At 67.4% G+C, this 20,920-nt stretch carries 17 protein-coding genes and 1 pseudogene; 7 read left to right on the top strand and 11 right to left on the bottom strand.

What is annotated here, in order from left to right:
* The first annotated feature begins 11 nt into the window (after positions 1-11).
* A complete protein-coding gene (locus K2W61_RS26725) occupies positions 12-1,973 on the top strand; it encodes a bifunctional diguanylate cyclase/phosphodiesterase (RefSeq protein ID WP_236756906.1) in 1,962 nt (653 codons plus the stop codon).
* Positions 1,974-2,043: 70 nt separating this feature from the next.
* Here K2W61_RS26725 and K2W61_RS26730 read toward each other — a convergent pair whose 3' ends face one another.
* Genes K2W61_RS26730 through K2W61_RS26740 form a run of 3 tightly spaced genes read right to left on the bottom strand, consistent with a single transcriptional unit; the run spans position 2,044 to position 5,439 of the window.
* Positions 2,044-2,883, bottom strand: a complete 840-nt coding sequence (locus K2W61_RS26730; protein WP_175134133.1) for a M48 family metallopeptidase — start codon at positions 2,881-2,883, stop codon at positions 2,044-2,046.
* Between the two features lie 43 nt (positions 2,884-2,926).
* Positions 2,927-3,994 carry a chorismate synthase gene (gene aroC, locus K2W61_RS26735; protein ID WP_175134132.1) on the bottom strand — a complete coding sequence of 356 codons (1,068 nt, stop codon included), beginning with the start codon at positions 3,992-3,994 and terminating at the stop codon, positions 2,927-2,929.
* 35 nt (positions 3,995-4,029) lie between these two features.
* Positions 4,030-5,439 carry a putative bifunctional diguanylate cyclase/phosphodiesterase gene (locus K2W61_RS26740; protein ID WP_419761657.1) on the bottom strand — a complete coding sequence of 470 codons (1,410 nt, stop codon included), beginning with the start codon at positions 5,437-5,439 and terminating at the stop codon, positions 4,030-4,032.
* 589 nt (positions 5,440-6,028) lie between these two features.
* Here K2W61_RS26740 and K2W61_RS26745 point away from each other — a divergent pair.
* On the top strand, positions 6,029-7,981 hold the full coding sequence (locus tag K2W61_RS26745; RefSeq protein WP_236756908.1) for a bifunctional diguanylate cyclase/phosphodiesterase: 1,953 nt from the start codon (positions 6,029-6,031) through the stop codon (positions 7,979-7,981).
* 18 nt (positions 7,982-7,999) lie between these two features.
* Positions 8,000-9,406 (top strand): sensor histidine kinase, encoded by a 1,407-nt coding sequence (locus tag K2W61_RS26750; RefSeq protein ID WP_236756909.1) that lies wholly within the window; start codon positions 8,000-8,002, stop codon positions 9,404-9,406.
* A gap of 68 nt (positions 9,407-9,474) precedes the next feature.
* Here K2W61_RS26750 and K2W61_RS26755 read toward each other — a convergent pair whose 3' ends face one another.
* The 3 genes from K2W61_RS26755 to K2W61_RS26765 all read right to left on the bottom strand — a co-directional run bounded on the left by K2W61_RS26755 (position 9,475) and on the right by K2W61_RS26765 (position 12,265).
* Positions 9,475-10,194: a response regulator transcription factor gene (locus K2W61_RS26755; RefSeq protein ID WP_175134141.1), complete on the bottom strand. Its 720-nt coding sequence runs from the start codon at positions 10,192-10,194 to the stop codon at positions 9,475-9,477.
* Positions 10,195-10,409: 215 nt separating this feature from the next.
* The gene (locus tag K2W61_RS26760; RefSeq protein ID WP_236756910.1) at positions 10,410-11,897 is read right to left on the bottom strand and encodes a protein adenylyltransferase SelO; all 1,488 of its coding nucleotides are present in this window, start codon (positions 11,895-11,897) and stop codon (positions 10,410-10,412) included.
* Positions 11,894-12,265, bottom strand: coding sequence for a DUF2069 domain-containing protein (locus K2W61_RS26765; protein ID WP_175134129.1), 372 nt, complete (start codon positions 12,263-12,265; stop codon positions 11,894-11,896). The genes K2W61_RS26760 and K2W61_RS26765 overlap by 4 nt, the downstream gene beginning before the upstream one ends.
* Before the next feature lie 17 nt (positions 12,266-12,282).
* Between K2W61_RS26765 and K2W61_RS26770 the strand changes: the two genes are divergently transcribed.
* Positions 12,283-13,596 carry a YihY family inner membrane protein gene (locus tag K2W61_RS26770; RefSeq protein ID WP_175134128.1) on the top strand — a complete coding sequence of 438 codons (1,314 nt, stop codon included), beginning with the start codon at positions 12,283-12,285 and terminating at the stop codon, positions 13,594-13,596.
* A gap of 31 nt (positions 13,597-13,627) precedes the next feature.
* Entirely contained in the window at positions 13,628-14,086 is a 459-nt protein-coding gene (locus K2W61_RS26775; RefSeq protein ID WP_006387928.1) for a CBS domain-containing protein, read from the top strand.
* A 134-nt stretch (positions 14,087-14,220) separates the two neighbouring features.
* On the opposite strand, the gene dusA is transcribed toward K2W61_RS26775, so the two are convergent.
* On the bottom strand, positions 14,221-15,237 hold the full coding sequence (dusA, locus tag K2W61_RS26780) for a tRNA dihydrouridine(20/20a) synthase DusA (RefSeq protein ID WP_272909355.1): 1,017 nt from the start codon (positions 15,235-15,237) through the stop codon (positions 14,221-14,223).
* A gap of 197 nt (positions 15,238-15,434) precedes the next feature.
* On the opposite strand from dusA, the gene K2W61_RS26785 reads away from it, so the two are divergent.
* Both K2W61_RS26785 and K2W61_RS26790 read left to right on the top strand, forming a co-directional pair.
* A complete protein-coding gene (locus K2W61_RS26785) occupies positions 15,435-16,403 on the top strand; it encodes a homoserine kinase (RefSeq protein WP_175134126.1) in 969 nt (322 codons plus the stop codon).
* 64 nt (positions 16,404-16,467) lie between these two features.
* Complete coding sequence (locus tag K2W61_RS26790) at positions 16,468-17,271, top strand: BPSS1780 family membrane protein (RefSeq protein ID WP_236756911.1); 804 nt, start codon at positions 16,468-16,470, stop codon at positions 17,269-17,271.
* Positions 17,272-17,277: 6 nt separating this feature from the next.
* Here the strand turns inward: K2W61_RS26790 and K2W61_RS27935 are convergent.
* The 4 genes and pseudogenes from K2W61_RS27935 to K2W61_RS26805 all read right to left on the bottom strand — a co-directional run.
* A pseudogene (locus K2W61_RS27935) lies at positions 17,278-17,442 on the bottom strand (DUF192 domain-containing protein); the annotation flags it as partial.
* 65 nt (positions 17,443-17,507) lie between these two features.
* A complete protein-coding gene (locus K2W61_RS26795; protein WP_236756912.1) occupies positions 17,508-18,410 on the bottom strand; it encodes a type II secretion system F family protein in 903 nt (300 codons plus the stop codon).
* Positions 18,411-18,427: 17 nt separating this feature from the next.
* Positions 18,428-19,273, bottom strand: coding sequence for a type II secretion system F family protein (locus K2W61_RS26800; RefSeq protein WP_236756913.1), 846 nt, complete (start codon positions 19,271-19,273; stop codon positions 18,428-18,430).
* Complete coding sequence (locus tag K2W61_RS26805) at positions 19,270-20,916, bottom strand: TadA family conjugal transfer-associated ATPase (protein WP_175141719.1); 1,647 nt, start codon at positions 20,914-20,916, stop codon at positions 19,270-19,272. The genes K2W61_RS26800 and K2W61_RS26805 overlap by 4 nt, the downstream gene beginning before the upstream one ends.
* Between the last annotated feature and the right edge of the window lie 4 nt (positions 20,917-20,920).

The raw sequence follows: 20,920 nt of genomic DNA on the forward strand, positions 1-20,920 counted from the left end.
ACCCCAACACTATGTCCATACTTCGACAGCTCCTGCTCAGTGTCACCCTCGCGATCGGCGTCATCCTGCTTGGCACCCTGGCGCTCAGCGTCAATGCCGCCCGCGAATACCTGTCCGGCCAACTGCAGGTGCAGGCCACGGACGCCGCCGTGTCGCTGGCGCTGTCCCTGTCGCAGCCGGCCAACAATGATCCGGTGGTGCAGGAACTGCTGGTGTCGGCCCTGTATGACGGCGGCCACTTCTCGCTGGTGCGCCTGGCCGATCCCGAAGGCAAGGTGCTGATCGAACGCCAATCGACCGCCACCGCCGCCTCGGTACCGGGCTGGTTCCGCGCGCTCGCGCCCCTGGACGCGCGCTCGGCTTCGCACGCGGTCAGCGACGGCTGGCGCCAGATCGGCGAAGTGACGCTGGTGGCCAACGACGCCTACGCCTGGGAAGCACTGTGGCGCGGCAGCCTGCGCATGATCGCGCTGGTGCTGGGCGCGGGCCTGGTCTGGGCGCTGTTCGCCTTCGCGCTGGTCCGCTGGATCAAGAACCGGCTGCTGCGCGAGGTCAGCGACCATGTCCGCAGCATCGGCCGGGACGCTCCGCCGCAGCAGATGGAGGCGCGCGTGCCCGAGCTGTCCGGCGTGGTCCAGGCGCTCAACCAGACGCGCGAGCGCGTTTATGCCAGCGTCGAGGAGCAAAACGCCAAGATCGAATCCCTGGAACTGGAGTTGAACCAGGATCCGGTCACCCGCCTGCCCAACCGCAAGTACTTCGTGAACGAGTTCCGCCGCGCGCTCGAAGGCGGCACGGGCCAGGCGCCGGCGCGCGCCGGCATCGACGGCGGCCATGTGCTGGTGTTCCGCCAGCGCGACCTGGCCGACCTGAACCGCCACATGCCGCGTGAGTTCATCGACCAATGGCTGCGCGCCGCCTGCGAGCGCATCCTGGCATCGCTCAAATCGTTGCACGTGGCCGATCCGCTGCTGGCGCGCCTGAACGGCTCGGACTTCGCCCTGCTGCTGCCGGGCTGCGCCGCGCCGCAGGCGATGATGATCGCCGAACAGTTGCGCGCCGACCTGCACGCCTCCCGCATTCCCGTCGGCGAGGGCCACCTGTGCCGCTGGGCCCAGGCCATGGCCGACTACAGCCGCGGCAACCAGGCCGGGCCGGTGCTGTCGCGCCTGGACTTCGGCCTGATGCGGGCCGAGAGCGCCGGTAACGACCAGGTCGTGATCGCTGGCGCAGCCGACGCCCAATCGCCCTCCGAATCGGGCGAGCGGGCCTGGAAGGACGCCATTCAGTCGGCGCTGGAAGAAAACCGCTTCGAACTCGCCACCGAACCGCTGCGCGATGTCGCCGGCGCCCCCATCCGCACTGAAGCGATGCTGATGCTGCGCACCGCCGCCGACCAGGCGCCGATCCCCGCCACCCTGTTCATTCCGCCCGCCGTGCGGCTCGACCTGGTGGCCGACTGCGACCTGCAGGCGGTCAGCCTGGGCCTGGACTGGCTGGCGACGCACGATGGCGAACTGACCCTACGGGTCGCCCTGCCCTCGCTGCGCGGCCAGAAGTATGTCCGCCAATTGGCGCTGCTTCTGACCGAGCGCAAGGCGCTGGCACGGCGCCTGTTTCTGGAAATCGACGCCCACGGCCTGGTCGAATGCCACGAGCAGATCGCCACGCTGGCGCGCGTGGCTTCGGAATTCGGCGCCCACATCGGCGTGCGTCGCCTGGCGCAACAGTTCGGCGCGGTGGCGCAATTGCACACCCTGCCGCTGTCCTACGTGAAGCTGGGCGGCGGCTTCGTCGGCGGCATGTCGCAAAGCCCCGGCAGCCAGCAGTTGACTGCCTCGGTGCTTGAGACCGCCCGCAAGCTCGGCATCGCGGTCTACGCGGAAGACGTGCCCGACAGTGAAACCCGCCACATACTGGCCAGCCTGGGCATCAGCGTCATGCGCGGCCCAGGCGTGAAAACGCCGGCCTGAGGCCGGCGGTCATGGCATCGGCGCTGCTTGAAGGCTGCGGCGCTGGCGGTCCGCCCCTTGCGGCGGACCGCTAGCGCGCCGTGCGGCCCTTGGCTTGCTGGTACAGCGGCAACACCTGCTGCGCCGCGCCCTGCAGGTCGGAGATGCGCGAGGCCGCCGACGGGTGCGTCGACAGGATCTCGGGCGGCGCGCTGCCGTTGTCGGCGGCGCCCATCTTCTGCCACAGCGTGACCGCGGCGCGCGGATCGAAGCCCGCGCGCGCGGCCAGTTCGACGCCCATGCGGTCGGCCTCGGTTTCATGCGTGCGGCTGTTGGGCAGCGTGAACATCACGTCGCTGAGCTTGCCCCCCAGGTCGGACGCCGCGCTCGAGCCGGTGGCGATGGACAGTACCTGCAGGCCCAGATTGGTGGCCATCTGCTGCGACACGCGCTCGCGCGCATGCTCGCGCAGGGCATGGGAGATTTCGTGCCCCAACACCGCCGCCAGCTCGTCATCAGTGGGTTTGATTTTGTTGATCAGGCCCGTGTAGACGGCGATCTTGCCGCCCGGCATGCACCAGGCGTTGATCTCGTCGCTGGTCAGCACATGGACCTCCCATTTCCAGGCCGATGCGTCCGGGCGGAACACACCGGTCTGCGCGATCAGGCGTTGCGAAATGGCGCGCACTCGCGCCACCTGCTGCGCATCGCGATCCAGCAGGTTCTTGGCCTTTGCCTGCTTGAGGATGTCGGCATACTGCTGGTTCGCTTCCTGCTCCAGCGCCTGCGACGGCACCATGCTGGACATGTACTGGGTACGGTTGACGCCGATGGCGCCCGACTGGGTGGTATTCATCCCGGTGCAGCCCGCCAGGGCCACCAGGGACAGCGCAGCCGCCAGGCGGCGCAAAGGATAGCGGTTACGGCTCATGCCAGCCTCCTCCAACGGTCAGGGACTACGGAATCCTGCGGCCTCAGCCGGGTTCGCCACACTGGCCGCGATGGCGCAAGGCGTGGTCGATCAGCACCAGGGCCAGCATGGCCTCGGCGATCGGCGTGGCGCGGATGCCGACACAGGGATCATGCCGGCCCAGCGTCTGCACCATGACGGGTTCGTTGGCGCGGTTCACGGAGCGCCGCTCGACCCGGATGCTGGAAGTGGGCTTGATGGCCAGCGACACCGTCACCGGCTGGCCGGTCGAGATGCCGCCCAGCACGCCGCCAGCGTGGTTGGTCAGGAAACCGTCGGGCGTGATTTCATCGCCATGCTCGGAGCCGCGTTGCGTGACGCAGTCGAAACCGGCGCCGATCGACACCCCCTTGACCGCGTTCAGGCCCATCATGACGTGGGCGATATCCGCATCCAGCCGGTCGTAGATGGGCTCGCCCCAACCGGCCGGCAGGTTTTCGGCCACCACCTCGATGCGCGCGCCGATCGAATCGCCGTCGCGGCGCAACTGGTCCATGTAGGCCTCGAGCTCGGGCACGACCCCGGCGTTGGGCGCATAGAACGGGTTATTGGGGACCTCGTCCCAAGACACGAACGGAATCGCGATCGGGCCCAGCTGGCTCATGTAGCCGCGCACCTTCACCCCGTACTGTTCGGCCAGCCATTTCTTGGCCACCGCGCCCGCGGCCACCGTGGGCGCGGTCAGGCGGGCCGAGGAACGGCCGCCGCCGCGCGGATCGCGCAGGCCGAACTTGCGCCAATAGGCATAGTCGGCATGGCCCGGCCGGAAGGTGTCGGTGATGTTGGAGTAGTCCTTGCTGCGCGCATCGGTATTGCGGATCAACAGGCCGATGGGGGTACCGGTGGTCAAGCCCTCGTACACGCCGGACAGGATCTCGACCTGGTCGGCTTCCTGGCGCTGGGTGACATGGCGCGAGGTGCCGGGACGGCGCCGGTCCAGTTCACGCTGGATGTCGGCCGCGTCCAGCGCCATTCCAGGCGGGCAGCCGTCAATGACGCAACCGATGGCCGGCCCGTGGGATTCGCCAAAATTCGTGACGGTGAACAGAGTACCGAGGGTATTGCCGGGCATAGGAAGTCAACAAGTGGGTTTGCAAGCAACCCCGATTATGACACCGCCGACGCCAAAGCCTGAATTTCGGCGGCCGGCGCCGGCCGGCCCAGCAGGAACCCCTGCATCACGCGGCAACCCAGCGACTTGAGGATCTCGCGCTGGCCTTCGGTTTCGACGCCCTCGGCCACCACCGGCAGGTGCATCGCCTGGCACAGGCCGAACAGCGCCGACACTACCTCGCGGCTGCCGGCGTCGGATTCGAGCGCGGAAATGAAGCTGCGGTCGATCTTGACCCAATCGATAGGCAGGTGACGCAGGTGGTTCAGGCTGGAATAGCCGCAACCGAAATCGTCCAGCGCCACGCCGATGCCCTTGGCCCGCAGCGTATTCAGGATCTTCACGTGCCGCTCGTAATGCAGGATGAAGATCGACTCGGTGATCTCCAGCACCAGCTTGCGCGGTGCCAGCTTGGTCGTGGCCAGCACGTCGGAAACCAACTGCACCAGGCCGTCCTCGTTCATCTGCTTGACCGACAGGTTCACGTGCACGCGCCAGGCCGGCGGCCATAGCGCGGCCTGGGAGCAGGCCCGTTCCAGGATCCATGCGCCCAACGGCACGATCAGGCCGCTGCGCTCGGCCAGTTCGATCGTCACGGCCGGCGACACGCTGCCCAGCTCGGGGTGATGCCAGCGCAACAGGGCCTCGCAGCCCTGCACCATGCCGGTGCCGCTGTCGCAAACCGGCTGGTAGTACAACTCGAATTGATCCATCGACGGTGTGGTCAGCGCCAGCCGCAGGTCGTTTTCCAGGCCCTGCTGGTCGCGCTGGCGCGCCAGCATGCGGAAATCGAACATGCTCCAGCCCGGCCCGCCACGCTCCTTGAGCGGCACCATGGCCACCTGCACGCAACGCTGCAGTTCTTCAACGCTGCGACCGTGGTCTGGATACAACGCTGCACCCACCCGAAACACCGCAATCAGGGGCCTGCCGCCCAACTCATAGGGCACGGAGAGGTCTTCGAGCAGCTTGGCCGACACCTGCGCGGCGCCCTGCTCGTCCACGTCCGGAATGCAGACGGTGAACGCATCGGTGCCGGTGCGCGCCACCATGCCGCCGAGCGCGCGCGTCACCAGGCTGAGCCGGTCGGCCACCATCACCAACAAGGTCTGGTCCTCGCCGGCGCGCAACATCGCGCTGATCTCGGCATACTGGTCGAAACTGACCAGGAAGAACGCGCCAATGCCGCGCGCATCGGCCCGCGGCCGCGCGATTCCCAGGGATTCCCGGTCTTCCAGCGCCTGCCCGCGCGGCCCGAACACGCCCCGGCCGGACTGCCGTTCGGCCTGGTTCAGCCAGGCGCGAGCGCGGCGGTGCAACTCCCGCTGGCTCAGGACGCCGGTCAATTCGTCACGCGTCAGCCTGTCGCGCAGCACGCGTTCCCGGCGGACGTAAAACACACAAATCGCTGCAAGTGCGCCCGCGAGCGTCAGGCACAGTGCGAGCAGGTAACTCTCACGCACGGAGCCCCCTATCTAGAAACCCTTGGCGTTGTGGTCCGGAAAGAAACCCAAGGGCTGTAACATTTTTTAAATTATGCATTATTTTCGCAAAAAAACGCCACACTTCAGGAGCAACGCGCTCCCTTTCTTTCTATTTCCACCCTGATCTGGTTGCTCGCGATGGGTCATGGCGGTCCTTGGGGGGCAATTGCTGGCCGGTCCATGCGCCATGCGTTGCCCTTACTACGACAGCCGGAACCGGAAAATTAATACAGCCTGTCTCAATAGTTATCATCCGGGCAATTATCACGAACGAAATAATTGCACAGGTTGTCTGATATCGCTGGCGATTTCGTAATATTCTGTATGTTTCGTGACATAAGGAATTACAGCGCACGCGACGTCACTGAGGTATTAGTAACGTGTGTCACGTTTCTTATCCAGCATTTTTCCCTTGCGGGCACTTGCGCTGCCTGAAGACCCCCCTTTCATTGGCAGGCCGGCATTGCCCGGCACCGGCAACGGTGCGGGCTACGAAGGGAACCCTCGATCCATGTCCACACTACGCCGGCTGATCCTCTGCACCGCTCTCCTGATTGCCTTCATCCTGCTCGGCGCCCAGGCCCTGGGGATGCTGGCCGCTCATCGCTATCTGAATACACAGCTGGCTCAGCAGGCCCAGGCCGGTGCCAGCGCATTGGCCTGGGCCTTGTCACATGATCCGGACGGCGCGCGCGACCCGCGCAAACTGGCCGATGATCTGTTCGGCGCCGGCATGTATGCGCGGGTCCGCATTGCCGGAGAAAATGGGGATACCCGGATCGAGCGGCATGACCCGGCAACCGGCGGGAGCGATGCCGCACACGACTGGCGCCCCGCCTGGCTGACCCTGGAAGCGCCGCCCGCAACCCGGCCATATCTGGGACCGGATGGCCGAAGGCTCGGTACCGTCACGGTCCAGGCCGATGCCCGCCTGGCGCGCGACACCCTGTGGCAGGGCGGCGTGCGCGTCATCGGCCTGACACTGGCCGCCGGCATCTTCTGGGCGCTATTCGCCGGCAACCTGTTGCGCTGGATCGAAGCTCGAACCTCCAAAGACATCCGCGACCGGATACGCGCGCTAACCCCGGGCGGCGCTGACTCGCCCAGCCGCGCCAGCGGGCAGGAGGGCCTCGATCAGGCGCTGGTCGACGCCCAGCGCCAGGCCGCCGCAACGGTGCAGGAACAGAATGCCCGCATCGAATCGCTGCAAAGCGAAATCCAGCGCGATGCCATCACCCGCCTGCCGAACCGCAAGTACTTCATCGACCATTTCCGCCAGGCCCTGGCCAGCCAGGAAACCGATGCCGGCGGCCACATCCTGATGTTCCGCCAGCGCGATCTGGCGCAGATCAACCGGCACCTGTCGCGCGCCTTTACCGATCAGTGGCTGCGGTCATCGTCCGATCGGCTGCGCAAACTGGTCGAAAGTTGCGGCGACACCGGCACGACGCTGGCGCGCATGGGCGGTTCGGATTTCGCGCTGCTGATGCCGCGCACCTCCGCGCCGCAAGCCGGCATGCTGGCCGAGCGGGTGCGGCGCGAGTTGCGGTCGCTGCGGGTACCGATGGGTAAACGCGACTGGTGCCGCTGGGCGCTGGCGATGGCCGCTTATGCGCCGGGCGACAACATGAGCGATACGCTGGCGCGGCTGGACCACGCCCTGATGTGCGCGGAAAGCGCCGATGACGACCTGATCGCCCCGGCCAGCCAGGCGGCCGACAGCACCCGCATCGGCGAATACAGCTGGCATGACGCCCTGTCCACGGCGCTGGAGCAACACCGCTTCTCTCTGTCGACGCAACCGCTGGCCGGCGTGGCCGGCCCGCTGCTGCATTACGAAGCCAGCCTGACGCTGCACGACACCAGTGGCGCCGACCCGGTGCCCGCCGCGATCTTCATGCCGCCCGCGGTGCGCCTGGGGCTCTCGGCCGAATGCGATATTCAGGCCATTCGCCTGGGGCTGGACTGGCTGTTCACCCGCCCCGAAGCCCTGGCGGTGCATGTGTCGCAGGCGTCGCTGGCGCACGGCGCCTTCCTGTCGCGGCTGGCCCGCATGCTGGCCGACCGGCCGGCCCTGATTCCACGGCTGATCATCGAAGTGGATGCGGCCGCCCTGATGGAACACGACTCCGACATGCGTCAGCTGTGCCAGATCGTCACCGGCGCGGGGGGCCGTATCGGCCTGTCCCGCCTATCGCAACAATTCGGCGCGATGGAACACCTGCACGCCTATCCCCTGTCGTACGTGAAGCTCTGCGGCAGCTTCATCAGCGGCATCCTGCACAGCCCGGGCAGCCAGCATCTGGCCGCCACGGTCATGGCCACCGCCACCGCGCTCGGCATGGCGGTGTACGCTGAAGACGTGCCCGACGACGCCACCCGCGCCATCCTGGAAAAGATCGGCGTCCACGCGATTCGCGGCACTATCGTAAACTTCGCCCGCGCACATGTCCCCCGCGCCTGACCCACGATGGATTCCTAGTTGACGGAAGGATTGTTTCCTCACCTCTCCGATCTGCAGATCGGCCTGATCGCCGGCATCGCGCTGGCTTGCGCGGTGGCCTGCGCCGTCGCCTGGATTCGCACCCGCGCCATGATTTATGGCGCCGGCCTGGCCTTCGCCCTGGTGGAAGGCGTGCTGCGCACCCAGCCGGCGCTGTTTCCCGCCGGCGCACTGCAGGCCGGCTCCTTTGCCGCCCTGCTGGCCTTGTCCATTCCGCTGATCGCCGGCCAGCGCGCCGCCGCGCGCCTGGCCGTGGCATGCCGCTGGGCCTGCATCGCGCTCACTGGCGTGGCGGCGTTGGCGCTGATCTTCGTCTATGACGGCGACGGCGGCTTGCTGCCTACCCTCGTCGCCGGCGCCGCCGCGACCGCCAGCGTGATCCTGGCGGCGTGGTTCCTGACTGCCGGGGTCCGGCCCATGCCGCGGCGCGGCGCCGTCCTGGCGCTGGGCGGGGCCTACCTGGCATCGGCCTGGATCCTGGGCCATGACGCCTGGGCAATGCCCGACACGGGCACGCTGGCGGCGCCATTGGCGCGGCTGCTGCTGGTGCAGGCCGCCCTGCTCCTGACGGGACTGGAGCCCCCCAAGCGCCCGGACTCGGCCGACGCCGACCAACGGGTCGAGGGCGAATTGCGGCTGGTGGAAATGGCGGGCGCGCTCGATACTCAACGCCAGATGAACGCGTTGATCTCGCATGAGCTGCGCGCGCCGCTGGCCACGATCAGCGCGGCGGCCCAGTCGCTCGACATGATTCTGTCGGGCAGCGGCGAAACCATTGACAGCCGCCTGGCGCGCATCCACCGCTCGGTCAGCCGGATGACCGAATTGATGGAGCAGTTGCTGAACCAGGACCGCCTGGGAGACCAGGCCTGGACGCCGCGCAGCGAGCAGACCGACATGGCCGAACTGGCCAGCGAGGTGGTAGCCGCCATGCAACCCGACACTGCGCACGCCTTGCGCCTGCAGAAGGGCAGCGAGCGGCTGCCGGTCTATTGTGACCGCGCCCTGACCAGCGTGGTGCTGCGCAACCTGATCCACAACGCGGTCAAGTATTCCCCGGCCAGCGAACCCATCCGGATCGAAACCGGCCTGGCCGACGGGAACGGCGTGCCGATGGCGTGGGTGGCGGTCACGGACCGCGGCCCCGGCATCGGCCAGGAAGAACAGGCCCGCATCTTCGAGCCGCGCTTCCGGCGCGCGGCGCATCGCGAAACGCAAGGCATGGGCATCGGACTGTACCTGGCGCGACGCATCTGCCAGAGCCAGGGCGGCTCGCTGGCCATGCAAAGCGAGGTAGGCGTGGGCACGCGTTTCGTCATCACCCTGCCGACCCGGCCGCCCGAGCCGGCGCCGCCGAGCCCGACGGCGGACGCCACCCGGGCCTGACGGCGCACGCGCCAGGCGGCGATGTGCGCCAGGGCATGCCAAAAACGGCAAGGCGCCACGCGCCGGCCCTAGGCCGCGAACACGTACCCCTGTCCGCGCACGGACAGCACGGGCAGCTTCAGGCCCGCGCTCTGCGCCTTGGCGCGCAGGCGGCTGACCAGCACATCGATGCGGCGCAATTCAAAGCCCCCCGGGCTGTCCGGCAGGAACAATTCGGCCAGCGCCTGCCGGCTGACCGCCGAACCGGCCGCATCCATCAGCGCCATGAGGAACGTGCGTTCCTGCGCGCTCAAGTGCAGCGACGCGCCATCGGGAGCAACCAGGATCCAGCCGCCGTCCTGCAGCGACCAGGCCGTATCGGCCGCCGCGCGCGTCTCGGCATCGACCGGCCGCGGCGCCTTGGCCAGGCGCATACGCCGGGCCAGGCTGCGAATGACCGAACTGAGTTCCAGCAGATCGACCGGCTTGGTCATGTAGACATCGGCACCGCCTTCCAGGCCGCGCACCCGGTCCTCGAGCGCGCTGCGCCCGGTCAGCATGACAATGCCCACCGGACTGAGCGCGCGCAAGCGCGTCGCCACCGAAAAACCGTCTTCTCCCGGAAGATGGGCGTCGAGAATGACGATATCGCAGGGTTGTTCCTGCAAACGGCGGTAGAACGCCGCGGCATTGTCACAGGCGAACGCCACACGGAAACCGTACCCACCCAGGCCCAACGCCAACTCCTCCCGGAAGTCCGCATCATCCTCAAGCAGGCCGATACACAGCAAACCATCTGCGCCAGGCATATTCAGAGTGCTTTTATATTGAAAATTGTCGACAAATGCCCCAGTGACAGGCATGCCATCCTGAGTGTCCCGCAGGCGACAATCTTACGACTTTTACAATGGAAACGAATGATTGCAGAGAAAAAAACCGCGATTTTTCGTCTTACTGCGCCAATTTCCTGCGTCTTCCGCACTCAAAATAGCACTTTGTCGTCAACAAACGCGCAAAACGAACATCAAGACGAACAGCTGACCTCGATGCCGCTGGCCCAGTCCGGCGGCAGGCTGGCATACTTTTCGCAGCCCGCGCGGGCCGTAAACGGATCGCGCAGCAGTGTCATGAGCGTGTCGATCTCACCGGTTTCGCCGGCCTTGGCAGCCCGGATCGCCTCTTCCGCCAGATGATTGCGCAGCACATAGAGAGGATTGACGCGATTCATGGCCGCCGCCACCTCGGCCGCCGCGCGCCCGTCCTCGGCCTGGCGCGCCAGCAGGCGGTCGAGCCAGTGCGATGCGGCGGCACGATCGATGAACAGGTCCTGGAACGGCGCGCGCTCGCCCAGCACGGCCTGCGCCAGCCGTCGCCAGGTCAGCGTGAAATCCGCCTGGTTGGCATCCATCAGCTTGAGCAGGTCGTCGAGCAGCGGTTCGTCCGCCGGCCGCCACCCGGCCAGCCCCAGCTTGGCGCCCATGCGCTCATGGAAAGCCCGCGTGAAAACGCCCTCGAACTCGTCCAGAACGGCCCGCAACGCGTCCACATCCTGCACCAGCGCATGCAGGCTGCCCCCCAGGCGGTACAGGTTCCACAGCGCGGCGGACGGCTGGCGGTTCCAGGAGTAGCGGCCCTCGGAATCGGAATGATTGCAGACATGGCCCAGGCGGAAGCCGTCCATGAAGCCATACGGACCGTAATCGAGAGTGAGCCCCAAAATGGACATATTGTCCGTATTCATGACGCCGTGGCAGAACCCTACGGCCTGCCAGTCCGCCATCAGCAACGCGGTGCGCCGCGTGACTTCGCGCAGCAGGCGCACGTAGGGCGCGGTCTGGTCCTGCGGCTCGCCCGCGGGCGCGGCGCGGCAGTCCGGGTAATAGCGGTCGATGACATAGTCCGCCAGCACTTTGAGCGCGTCCAGCTGACGGCGCGAGGACCAATGCTCGAACGAGCCGAAGCGCACGAAGCTGGGCGACATGCGCGTCACGATGGCGGCGGTCTCCACGGTTTCGCGCCAGACCGGGTCGTCCGAAGCCACCAGCGCCAGCGCCCGGGTGGTCGGAATGCCCAGGCCGTGCATGGCTTCACTGGCCAGGTATTCGCGCACCGATGAGCGCAACACCGCGCGGCCGTCGCCCATGCGTGAATACGGCGTCTTGCCGGCGCCCTTGAGCTGCAATTCCCAGCCCCCCGCCGGTCCCTGGATCTCGCCCAGCAGATGGGCGCGGCCATCGCCCAACTGCCCGGCCCAGACACCAAACTGGTGGCCGCTGTACACCGCCGCCAGCGTATCGCCCCCAGGCAACGGCTCGGCGCCGGAAAAGACGCGCAGGAACTGCGGCGTATCCAGCACGGCCGGGTCCAGCCCGATCAGCGCGGCCGCCTCGGCATTGGCATGCAGCAGCCGCGGATGGTTCAGCGGTTGCGGCTCAAGCCGTGTATAGAATGCGGCGGGCAGTGCCGCGAACGAATTGACGGCACGCAGTTCGGACAGGGAATGGGCATTCATGCGCGTTGGCTCCTGGCGGCGCGCTTGGCCGGCCGCACGTAGAAAATGGCGCTCAAGAAGAACATCGTAGACAGCAGGATCTCCCCCCCCGCCATCCACACCGACAACGGCGCCGGGTCGGACATCGCGCGCACCACGCCTTCCATCAGGTACAGCAGCGACAGCATCGACGCCCACTGATACGTATAGAGGTTGCCGCGCACGATGCCGCGCAGCGGCAGCACCAGGGGCAAGGCCTTGAGCAGCATCCAGGAGCCGCCCGGACGCAGCGGCGCCACCAGCGTTTCCCAGGTGACGCACAACACGATCAGGGCGAACAGCGACACCGAGGCCGCCAGGCGCAAGCGGGGGTTGAGTTCAGGGTTCATGCTGCTATTATCGCCTGATGAACCGCCCCGCCGAGCCCGCCGCCGCCGCGCCGGCGGCCCCCGAGTCCCCGCCCCCACGCGCATCGTGGCTGGTGCGGGTCGGGCGCGCGTTCGTCTTCACCGCGCAGCGCGCCGACGAGGAAAAGCTGCTGCAGGTCGCCTCCAGCCTCACCTTCACCACGGTGCTGGCGATCGTGCCGATGCTGGCCGTGGTGCTGTCGCTGTTCACGGCCTTTCCCGTATTTCAGGAATTCCGGATCGCGCTCGAGGACTTCCTGGCCAACAGCCTGATGCCGCCGTCCGTCTCGGACAACATCATGGAATACCTGAACCAGTTCGCCCGCCAGGCCTCGCGCCTGACCGCGATCGGCGGCGCGTTCCTGCTGGTGACGTCGCTGCTGCTCATCATGACCATCGACACCGCCTTCAACGACATCTGGCACGTGACACGGCAGCGGCCGCTGCCGCAGCGCGCCCTGGTCTATTGGGCGGTCATCACGCTGGGGCCGGTGGTGGCGGGCGCCAGCCTCTGGGCCACTTCGTTCGTGGCGCGCGAATCGCTTGGCCTGGTGAACGATGTGCCCGAAATCGTCAGCGTCGCCATCTCGTTCATTCCGCTGGTGCTGACCGCCCTGGGCTTTGCCGCCCTGTTCATGGTGGTGCCGAATCGCCCGGTGCTGTGGCGCGACGCCCTCGTCGGCGGCTGCGTCACGGCAATCGCGCTGGAAGTCATGAAATCGGCCTTCGCCTACTACCTGACGCGCTTTCCCACCTATACCGTGATCTACGGCGCATTCGCCACGCTGCCCATCTTCCTGCTGTGGATCTACCTGTCCTGGCTGGCGGTGCTGCTGGGCGCAACGCTGGCGGCCAGCGCGCCGCTGATCCGACTGGGCCGCTGGGAGTTCAACCGCTACGCCGGCGCGCCCTTCGTCGACGCGCTGGACGTATTGCGCACGCTGCGTCGCGCCCAGTCCCGCACGCCGCCCGGCTTGCCGGCCAACCTGCTGGCCTCGAAGCTGAAACTGCACCAGGACGAATTGAACGATGTCCTGGAAACCCTCTGCGACATGAACCTGGTCACGCGTACGCCGGATGACCTGTGGGTGCTCACCTGCGACGCGCGCTCGACCTCGCTGGCGCCGGTGGTCGACCGTTTCCTGCTGGACCGTGGCCAGCCGCGGGTACGCGGCGATCGCGAAATCCTGCGGGTCGCGGCGGCGGTGATTTCCCAGGAAAACGCGCCCGCGCTGGAAGAACTCTGCGGAGAAGCGCAAAATACCGGAAATGGCGTCGCCCCGGTCCTGCAGCTGGAAGCGAACAAGAAATAGCAATCAGGGCACCACCGCCCAGGAGAAACCGATGTTGAAGGTCAGCGAAATTCTGCGCGTCAAAGGAGACACGCTTTACACGGCCTCGCCGGACATGCCCGTGTCCCAGGCCGTGCAAACCATGAGCGAGCAGGATATCGGCTCGCTCGTCATCATGGAATTCGGCACGCTGGTCGGCATGCTGACGTTCCGCGAAATCATCCGCCACATGCATGCGCATGGCGGCGCCGGTGAAACCACCATCCGTTCCATCATGGACGACGCGCCGGTCAGCGTGTCGCCCAACACCAGTGCCGACGAAGTGCAGCGCCTGATGCTCGAAAAGCACGCGCGCTACATCCCCGTCATGGACGGCCCGACGCTGATGGGCGTGATTTCGTTCTACGACATGGCGCAGGCCATCGTGGCGGCGCAACAGTTCGAAAACAATATGCTCAAGGCCTACATCCGCGACTGGCCCGCCGAAAGCGCGGAATCCACGCAGTCCTGAGAGGCGGGCTGTTGCAGGGCGACGCTACGGTCTGCCCACATGCAACACCCTCCACGACGGCCCTCCATGTAAAACGCCCAGGCAGCCTTGCGGCCATCTGGGCGTTTTTGCATTCAGGCGTTGCCGTTACACGTTCAGGCGCTCGCCGGGGCCGCGGTCAACGCAGCATCGCGTTCCGGCGATGCGTGGCGCTGGCTGCGCCAGGCGTCGTAGATCAGGGCCGGATCGTTCGCGGCCAACAGCGCCGGATCCGACAACATGCGGCGCCAGCGGCGCGCGCCCGACTGGCCATTTACCAGGCCCAGCATCGGCCGCGTCATCACCCGCAACGGCACGCCTTGCGCCACCTGGCGCGCGGCATATTCCATCATTGCATCGACCACCTGGGCATCACTGGGCAGGCGCACCGACGGCCACAATTGCAATGACACCTCCGACAGCACCCGCGGCGTGTGCCAGGCCGCGCGGCCGAGCATGACACCGTCGAAGTCGGCGGCGGCGCGCACCGACTGCGCGGCATCGGCCAGCCCGCCGTTCAACACGAACACGCAGTCCGGAAAATCCCGCGCGAGCTGGCCCACCACGTCATAGCGCAGCGGCGGAATCTCGCGATTGTCCTTGGGCGACAGGCCCTTGAGTACTGCGTTGCGCGCATGCGCAATGAACACCCGGCACCCCGTGTCGTGGATCTTGCCGACGAAATCCCGCACGAAGGCGTACGACTCGTCATAGTCCAACCCCAGCCGATGCTTGACCGTCACCGGGATGTCGACCGCGTCCTGCATCGCCTTGATGCAATCGGCGACCAGATCCGGCTCGGCCATCAAGCAGGCGCCGAACGCGCCTTTCTGCACGCGTTCCGACGGACAGCCGCAATTCAGGTTGATTTCGTCGTAGCCCCACTGCCGTCCCAGCTTCGCCGACTGCGCCAGCGCATCCGGTTCGCTACCGCCCAGTTGAAGCGCGACCGGGTGTTCGGCGTCGTCGAAGTCGAGGTGGCGCGCCACATTGCCATACAACAGCGCGCCGGTAGTGATCATTTCGGTGTACAGACGCGCGCGCGGCGCCAGCAGCCGGTGGAAATAGCGGCAATGCCGGTCGGTCACGTCGATCATCGGGGCGACACACAGCCGCCAGTCGGGGGAGTCCAAGAATCACTCAGCAAAACAAGGGGATGCGCTATTTTACGGTGCTTGGCGGGATTCTGCCCGGCGGCCCCGGCCGGCGATCGTCCAGCCCCTGCCAGCCATGTGGTCTAAAATTGCGCCGCCGCCGCGTGCACGCATTGTCCGGGCGAGCCTTGCCCGCGTCCGCCCGCGTCCGTTAATCCCCTCTTTCCCTGACATCAATGGCCGTTTTCACTCCCGTATCCGACGACGACGCGCGCGCCCTGCTGGCGCAATTCGACCTGGGCGAGTTCGTCTCGCTGCGGGGGATCACGGCTGGCATCGAAAACACCAATTACTTCCTGTACACCAGCCGCGGCGAGTACGTGCTGACGCTGTTCGAGGTGCTCACGCAGGCCCAACTGCCGTTCTACATCGAGCTGATGTACCACCTGGCCAGCCGCGGCATCCCGGTGCCGCAACCCCAGACGCTGCGCGACGGCACCCGCCTGACCACCCTGCACGGCAAGCCCTGCGCCATCGTCTCGCGCCTGCCCGGCGGTTATGAACCGGCCCCCGGCGCGGCCCATTGCGCCCTGGCCGGCGCCACGCTGGCGCGCGCCCACGTGGCGGCACAGGACTTCCCCATCCAGCAGCCCAACCTGCGCGGACTGTCCTGGTGGGTCGAAACGGCGCCCAAGGTCCTGCCTTTCCTGGATCCCGGCCAGGCACAACTGCTGCAATCGGAACTGGCCGCCCAGCAGGCCGCGGCCGCCAGCCCGGCCTGGCAGGCGCTGCCCGCAGGCCCGGCCCATTGCGACCTGTTCCGCGACAATGTGTTGTTCGCCGGCACCTTCGAGGATCCGCTCATGGGCGGCATCATCGACTTCTATTTCGCCGGCTGCGACACCTGGCTGTTCGACGTGGCCGTCAGCGTCAATGACTGGTGCATCGAACGCGATACCGGTGAATTCATCCCCGAACTGGTCGAGTCCTGGCTGGACGCCTACGCCCGGGTGCGGCCGTTCACCGACGCCGAACGCCAGGCCTGGCCCCTGATGCTGCGCGCCGCCGCCCTGCGCTTCTGGCTGTCGCGCCTGTACGACTTCTATCTGCCGCGTCCGGCACAGACGCTCAAGCCGCACGACCCCCGGCATTTCGAAAGAGTGTTGCAGGCGCGCCACCGACCGGGCCTGCCGGTATTGCCGTAATCGTCATGCCCCCCATAATTGGGGGGTAGCGCGTCCCTTTTTGAGAGATCCCCACAAGAGAGCCATGCAAGCAGCATTCCTACCCGCGTCTTCCGGCTGGCAATGGGTTCGAGACGGCTTCCGTCTGTTCCGCAAGCAACCCCTGGCCATGTGTACCTGGGCGCTGGTCAACAGCCTTCTGGTCGGCTTCGCATTCGCCGCGCAGATCGTGGGGCCGATCCTGTTCATCGCGCTGATGCCGTCGATCACGCTGATGAGCCTGGCTGCCTGCAAACACGTTGAGGCTGACCGCGTCATGCTGCCATCGATGTGGGCCAAACCGCTCAAGCAGCCCGGCGTGTTCCGCAAGCTGTTCCTGATGGGACTGCTGTACGCCGCGGTCAGCCTGACCGCCGGCCTGGCGACATTCCTGCCATTTTCGGCGGCGTTCGCCGAGGGCATGCGCATAGCCTCCATCGAAAACAGCATGGAGCCCATCCTGATGGCGCTCCGCGCGCCGCTCATCATTTTCACCATCATCTACGTCGTGATAGCGGCCTTGTTCTGGTACGCGCCAGTATTGGTGGCCTGGCACGGACTGCGCCTGACCCAGGCACTGTTCTTCTCCGGTATCGCCTGCTGGCGTAACAAATGGGCTTTCCTGGTCTATGTCGCCACCTGGGTCCTGATCGCCTTGTTTCTGGACTTGTGCTCGGGATTGCTCATCGCCATCGGGCTGCCGCCTGGGTTCGCCAACATATTGCAGGTCCCGTTCACGGTCGCGGCGGCGGGCGTGTTCTATTGCAGCTTCTATCCGTCCTATACCTCCGTGTTCGGCATCAACAGTGCCAGCCCGAACCTCGACAACGGCCACGGCGCCCAGGCATAGCGCGATCCGGCGGGGCGGCAGCGCCCTGCACAGCTTCAGCACGCGCCCTTGCCGCGACACGAACGCCACGTCGATCGCATACCGCATGCCAAACGTGTGCACCGCCCGGCATGGCATCAACAGGATTCCCGACCGCTCCCCGGGCGGTCGCCGGCCCAGCAGCCCCCGCATCCGCCCCACCCAGCCCCTGACCCACAGCAGCCGCAGCCTTCCGCGCGGCAGGGGCGCTTGGCGGCTCACGCCGAACCTCGCAGCAACTGGATGGCGATGGGAAACGCCAGCACGATGAAGGTGCAGGGAAAGATGCAGCCCACCAGGGGCAGCAGCAGCTTGACCGGCGCCTGCAGCGCCAATTGCTCGGCCCGCTGCTGGCGGTCGCGGCGGCACTGCACCGCCTGCGCCCGCAATACCGGCGCCAGGCTGATACCCAGGGCGTCCGCCTGAGCCAGGGCGGCGACCCAATCGCCTACCAGCGCGCTACCGCAACGCTCAGCCATGGCACGCAGGGCCACGGCCCTGCTCACGCCCGCCCGCATCTGCGCCAGCGCGACTGCCAGGCTCTCGCGCAGCGGCCCGTCCGGACCGTTCGAGGCCGCCACCAACAGAGCCGCCGGTACGCTGAGCCCGGCCTCGACGCACAGGATCATCATGTCCAGCACAAAGGGCAGGCCGCGCTCGATCCGGCGGCGGCGCGCAGCCCCGCGCGCCCGCAACCACAGTACCGGCAGCACGCTGGCCAGCGCCCCGCCCGCCATGGCCCATGGTAGCCAGCGCGAGGAATCGACGGCTCCGAATGGGCCCTCGTGGGCACCGTTCCAGGCCTCGCCCGCCAGCATCCCCACGCCCGCCAACCCCGCTCCGGCCAATCCGGCCAGCAGGCCCAAGGCCAGGACATGTTCGGCACGAACCGCCGTCGGCAAGCCGGCCTGGGCGATCAGGCCGGCCAGGCGCGCCTGGCCCAGGTAACGCCAAAGCGGAGCACCCCAGCGCACCAGAGGCAGGCACCCAGCCATGACGATCCGCCACCACCCTGGCGTGCCGTCCGGGTTGCTCGCCGCGCGCAGCGGGATACGCAACAGCCGCCACACCATCCCGCCCGCGCCCCAGGCTGCGCCCATCATCGCCAGATACAGCCACATACCTTCCGCTCCACGCATCAGACATCGACCTGGACGATGCGCCGGATCAGCCAGAGCCCCAGGACTTCCAGCGTGGCCACCAACGCCAGCACCGCCCACCCTTGCGGCGTATGCCACAGGGGTGCCATGGCGTCAGGTTCGAGCCAATCCAGCACCGCCAGCAATAACAGCGGCAGTGCCCCCATGATCCATGCCTGCAGGCGCCCCTGCGAGGTCAACGCCCGTACCCGGCCCTGCAGGCGCAGCCGGGCCTGCAGGGTGTGGGCAATGCTGTCGAGCGCTTCGGCCAGATTGCCGCCGGTACGCGCCGCGATACGCATGGCCGCCACGACCAGGAGGGTCGATTCCGCCGGCATGCGCATGTTCAGATGTTCCAATGCCTCGTCCCAAGGCACGCCCAGCCTTTGCTCGCGCAGCATCAGGCCGAATTCCTGCGCCAAGGGTCCTCCGCCCTGGTCCACGACCCGGCGCAGGGCGGGCGTCAAGGCCACGCCGGCGCGCAGCGCCGAGGCCAGCATCAGCAACGCCATGGGCAGTTGCTGCTCGAAGCGCCGCACGCGGCGGCGCCATAGCGCCGCCGCCAGCAGACGCGGCGCACGCCACGCCGCCGCGCCCGCCAGCAAGGCGCCGGCGCCGCTGGAGGTGAGCATGAAGGCCGTGGCCGCCGCCAGACTCGCCAGAGCCACCGCCCCCACCCACAGCCGAGTCGGGTCGACAAACAGGAACAGCTCGTCAAGCCGGCCGCGCACCTCCTGGGTGTAGCGTTCACGGTAGCGTCGCAGCCCTGGCCTCAACCAGCGCTGCGACCACCACGCCAGAAGCATGACGCACACCATCGCCCCCGCTGCAGCCAGCCAGGTCATGGCAGCGTTGCCCGGTAGGCCGCGCCGGACGCAGCCCGGTCCGTGCCGAACCAGGCCACGTCCAGGTCCACCTCGGCTTCCTGCCATGCCTGCGCAAAGGAGGGCAAGATGCCGCAAGCCGAAAAACCACCCGCGCGTTCGTACCGGAACAGTTCCTGCATCTGGATACGGCCGCTCTCCACGCCGGTGACTTCGGCCACCGATGCCACTACTCGCCGCCCGTCGGACAACCGCGCCTGCTGCACGACGATGTCGACGCTGGCCGCGATGTGCTCGCGCACGGCGGCCAGCGGCAGGTCGAGCCCCGCCATCAGCACCATCGACTCCAGCCGCGCCAGGGCATCGCGCGGGGAATTGGCGTGAAGCGTGGTCAGCGAGCCTTCATGACCGGTATTCATGGCGGTCAGCATGTCAAAAGCTTCCGCCCCACGGCATTCACCGACCACGATCCGGTCCGGCCGCATGCGCAAGGCATTGCGCACCAGCTCGCGGATATCGATGCGGCCGCGACCTTCCTGGTTGGGAGGGCGCGCTTCCAGGGCCACCAGGTGTGCGTGGTCGAGCCGCAGCTCCGCCGCATCCTCGACCGTCACCACACGCTCGCCCTCGGGGATCTCCTGGGACAGCACATTCAACAGCGTGGTCTTGCCCGCTCCGGTCCCTCCTGAAACCACCACGTTCTTGCGCTGCCGAACGCAGCACGCCAGAAACTGCGCCATCGGCGCGCTGAGCGTGCCCGCCGCCACCAGATCGGCCATGGCGGGACGGCGCGCGGGAAACCTGCGGATCGTCAGGCTCGCGCCCCTGAGCGCAACAGGAGGAATGACGGCGTGCACGCGCGACCCGTCCGGTAACCGCGCATCCACCATCGGCGAACTCTCATCGATGCGGCGCCCCAGCGGGGTCACGATGCGCTCGATGACGCGGCGCACGGATTGCTCGCTGGTGAACGCGGCGGCATGGCGCCAGAGACGCCCATGACGCTCGACGTAGATCTCGTCGTGCCGGTTGACCATGACCTCGGTCACATCGGGCGCCGCCAGCAATGGCTCCAGCGGCCCCAGCCCCACGGCTTCATCCAGGACTTCGCGGCATAACGACGCATGGTCCGTGCCCACCGGCAGCCCCATGTCGTCGGCCAGTATCCGCGTCAGCAGGCGATCGGCTTCCGCGCGCAAGGCGGCGTCGCTCATGCCGGCCACATCGCGGCGGCGCAGATCGAGCGCAGCCAGCAACGCGGCATGCAGGCGACGGCGCAGGTCCAGGCTGGGCAACGGCGACGCTGGCGCGTCCGCCTGGGACTCGGGAGCCCCGGGCATGGCCTGGCCGGCGGCGGCGCTGCCGGGCGCGTCCGGATGCATCGCACGCACGCGCAGGCGGCACGGACCAATGAGGATCTCGTCTCCGGGCTGCACCGGTGCATGGCGCGTCACGCGCAGGCCGTTGACGAACGTGCCCCCCAGGGCGCCCAGGTCCTCGAGCACGATGGCAGCCGCCTCGCGCAGCAACCGCGCATGCTGGCGGCCTACCCGCCAATTGGCGATGCGCAGGTCGCAATGCGTGCCGCGGCCGATCAGCACCGGCGCCGCCACGCTGACCTTGCGCCGCGCGCGATCCTCGAAGGTCATTTCGATTTCCAGCATGGTA

This window comes from Achromobacter pulmonis (assembly GCF_021733725.1).
Classification (GTDB): Bacteria; Pseudomonadota; Gammaproteobacteria; order Burkholderiales; family Burkholderiaceae_B; genus Achromobacter; species Achromobacter pulmonis.

Excerpts from the sequence above, each read along its gene's own strand:
- K2W61_RS26805 (WP_175141719.1), bottom strand. The coding sequence starts at position 20,916 with ATGCTGGAAATCGAAATGACCTTCGAGGATCGCGCGCGGCGCAAGGTC.
- K2W61_RS26775 (WP_006387928.1), top strand. The coding sequence starts at position 13,628 with ATGTTGAAGGTCAGCGAAATTCTGCGCGTCAAAGGAGACACGCTTTAC.
- aroC (WP_175134132.1), bottom strand. The coding sequence starts at position 3,994 with ATGCCCGGCAATACCCTCGGTACTCTGTTCACCGTCACGAATTTTGGC.
- K2W61_RS26785 (WP_175134126.1), top strand. The coding sequence starts at position 15,435 with ATGGCCGTTTTCACTCCCGTATCCGACGACGACGCGCGCGCCCTGCTG.
- K2W61_RS26725 (WP_236756906.1), top strand. The coding sequence starts at position 12 with ATGTCCATACTTCGACAGCTCCTGCTCAGTGTCACCCTCGCGATCGGC.
- K2W61_RS26800 (WP_236756913.1), bottom strand. The coding sequence starts at position 19,273 with ATGACCTGGCTGGCTGCAGCGGGGGCGATGGTGTGCGTCATGCTTCTG.
- K2W61_RS26755 (WP_175134141.1), bottom strand. The coding sequence starts at position 10,194 with ATGCCTGGCGCAGATGGTTTGCTGTGTATCGGCCTGCTTGAGGATGAT.
- K2W61_RS26795 (WP_236756912.1), bottom strand. The coding sequence starts at position 18,410 with ATGTGGCTGTATCTGGCGATGATGGGCGCAGCCTGGGGCGCGGGCGGG.
- K2W61_RS26790 (WP_236756911.1), top strand. The coding sequence starts at position 16,468 with ATGCAAGCAGCATTCCTACCCGCGTCTTCCGGCTGGCAATGGGTTCGA.
- K2W61_RS26730 (WP_175134133.1), bottom strand. The coding sequence starts at position 2,883 with ATGAGCCGTAACCGCTATCCTTTGCGCCGCCTGGCGGCTGCGCTGTCC.
- K2W61_RS26745 (WP_236756908.1), top strand. The coding sequence starts at position 6,029 with ATGTCCACACTACGCCGGCTGATCCTCTGCACCGCTCTCCTGATTGCC.
- K2W61_RS26770 (WP_175134128.1), top strand. The coding sequence starts at position 12,283 with ATGAACCGCCCCGCCGAGCCCGCCGCCGCCGCGCCGGCGGCCCCCGAG.
- K2W61_RS26765 (WP_175134129.1), bottom strand. The coding sequence starts at position 12,265 with ATGAACCCTGAACTCAACCCCCGCTTGCGCCTGGCGGCCTCGGTGTCG.
- K2W61_RS26760 (WP_236756910.1), bottom strand. The coding sequence starts at position 11,897 with ATGAATGCCCATTCCCTGTCCGAACTGCGTGCCGTCAATTCGTTCGCG.